Source organism: Frankia sp. AiPs1 (assembly GCF_023716945.1).
Taxonomy (GTDB): domain Bacteria; phylum Actinomycetota; class Actinomycetes; order Frankiales; family Frankiaceae; genus Frankia.
Genome location: NZ_JAMQQF010000779.1, coordinates 1 through 2138 on the forward strand (window position 1 = coordinate 1; position 2138 = coordinate 2138).

At 72.0% G+C, this 2138-nt stretch carries 1 protein-coding gene and 1 pseudogene; one reads left to right on the plus strand and one right to left on the minus strand.

Translation table 11 applies throughout. The features are described from left to right. The coding region (locus ND748_RS30565; RefSeq protein ID WP_251749754.1) for a conjugal transfer protein TraC at positions 1–1595 on the plus strand (1595 nt) is incomplete at its 5' end. On the opposite strand, the pseudogene ND748_RS30570 reads toward ND748_RS30565, so the two are convergent. After that, positions 1562–2138 (minus strand): annotated as a pseudogene (locus ND748_RS30570) (hypothetical protein); the annotation flags it as partial. The gene ND748_RS30565 and the pseudogene ND748_RS30570 overlap by 34 nt on opposite strands.

Here is a 2138-nt window from a genome sequence, read left to right on the forward strand (position 1 = left end):
GGGCGGAACGGGCCGCCGCCGCGGCGGAGAAGGCCGCGATGCGCCGTGCCCAGGCGGCGTTGCGCCGCGGGGCGCAGCCCTCCAAGCTGCTCGGCCCCTTCGCCGGGCGTGCGTACCACAAGATGCGCCTGCCCGCGCACATGGAGACGACGGCACAGATCGCCGGCATCTACCCGTTCGTGGTCGACTCCGGGCTGGCCGCGCCCGGAATGTACATCGGCCGGCACGTCTGGTCGGGGAACTCGTTCGACTTCGACGTCTTCGAGCTGTACCGCCAGCAGGTCATCGAGAACCCGAACTTCGCCGTGTTCGGCGCCGTCGGCTCCCGCAAGTCCGCCCTGCTCAAGACGCTGATCTCCCGCGGCGCGGCGTTCGGTTACCAGGCGGCGGTGCCCTGTGATCCCAAGGGCGAGTACACCCGGCTGGCCCGCCGGCTCGGCTGCGAGCCCACCTACATCGGGCCGGGCATGGCGACTCGGCTCAACCCGTTGGACGCGCCGCCGCGCCCGATGGGCATCGCCGACGCGGACTGGGCCCGGGAGGTCAAGCGGGCCAGGTCGTCGCTGTTGTCGTCGCTGATCGAGACGGCGAAGGGCGTGCCGCTCACCCCGGCCGAGCACACCGCCGTGGACCTCGCCCTCGACGTCGTCACCCGGCAGATCACCGGCGCCTCGCCGGAACGCTGGGCGACCCCGCTGCTCCCGCACGTCCTGGAGGCGATGACCGATCCCACCGATGAGGACTGCGTCGACCTCCCGATGACGGCCACCGAGCTGCGCGACGCGTCCCGGGACGCCACCCTGACGCTGCGCCGGCTCACCCACGGCGCGCTCGGCGGCCTGTTCGACGGGCCGACGACCTCTCCGCTGGACTTCGACCGTCCGATCGCCGTACTCAACCTGGAGCGGGTCCAGGGCAGCGACGAAATGATCGCACTGATCATGACGTGCGCGCAGGCGTGGATGGAAGCGGCCCTGATGCGCCAGGACGGTGTGCAGCGCTACGTCGTCTACGACGAGTGCTGGCGGCTGATGCGCTTCGCGGGACTCGTCCGCCGACTCTCGGCGCAGCAGAAACTCGCCCGCCAGTGGGGATGCGCCAACGCGATCGTCGCCCATCGCATCTCCGACCTGTTGTCCGCCTCCCCGGACTCGGTGGAGATCGCCAAGGGTCTGCTCGCCGAGACGGCGATCCGCATCCTGTACAAACAGGCGTCCGACCAGATCGCCGACACCCAGGAGGCGCTCGGGCTCACCGACGTCGCCGCCGACCTGCTGCCGCGGCTCGATCCGGGCTTCGCGCTGTGGCTCATCGGCGCCCGTGCCTTCTACGTCGAGCACGTGGTCGGCGATCTGGAGATCCCGGTGGTGCTGAACGGGTCGAAGATGCACGGCGAGGTCGACGACACCAACCTGACCCCGGACGACCTCGATCCGGCGGAGCTGGACCCGCCGGATCTCGGTCCGGGGCTGCTGGGCCGCGGCGGCGCCGAAGGTGACGCCGACGACGCGGAGTTCGACGGCGGCGCGTTCGGCGGGGAGCCGTTCACCGGCGGCTACGGCTACCCCTCCGTCGAGCCCAGCTCCACCGGCTGACGCAGCTCCACCGGCCGACGCAGATCCGGCTGACGCAGATCCACCATCGCCTCTTCGGATGCCTCTTCGGACGCCTCTTCGGAGGACGGCGGCCAGTCCAACCCGATGGGGTTGGGCCAGGTGAACCCGCCGCCCAGCGCCACCCGCTCGGCGAGCCCGTACAGCGTTGCGTACAGATCACCGAGCTCCGCCGTGCTCAGGGCCAGGTAGGGGGTCGAGGCCAACTGGTCGGTGGCGTCCTCGATCCCGGCCCGGGCCTGGGCGCCGAGTTCGGTCAGCGCGCCGTCGGCGGTGAGCCAGCCCCGGGCGGCAAGGTTGTGCACCGCCTCGGCCCACTCCCGTTCGTTCCAGCCGCGCGAGATGCGTAGCTGCTCGCCGGGGCTACGCCCGGTGGCCGCGGCGAGGACCAGCGCCTCGCAGGGGCCGACCTCGGCATGCACGAGGGCCGCGATGTGCCCGTCGCCGCGGTGCTCCCGCAGCGTCGTCAGCGCCTGCCAGAGCGCCAGGTGCGGCTCGGCGGGAAGGGGCAGGGCGGCGTTGGCG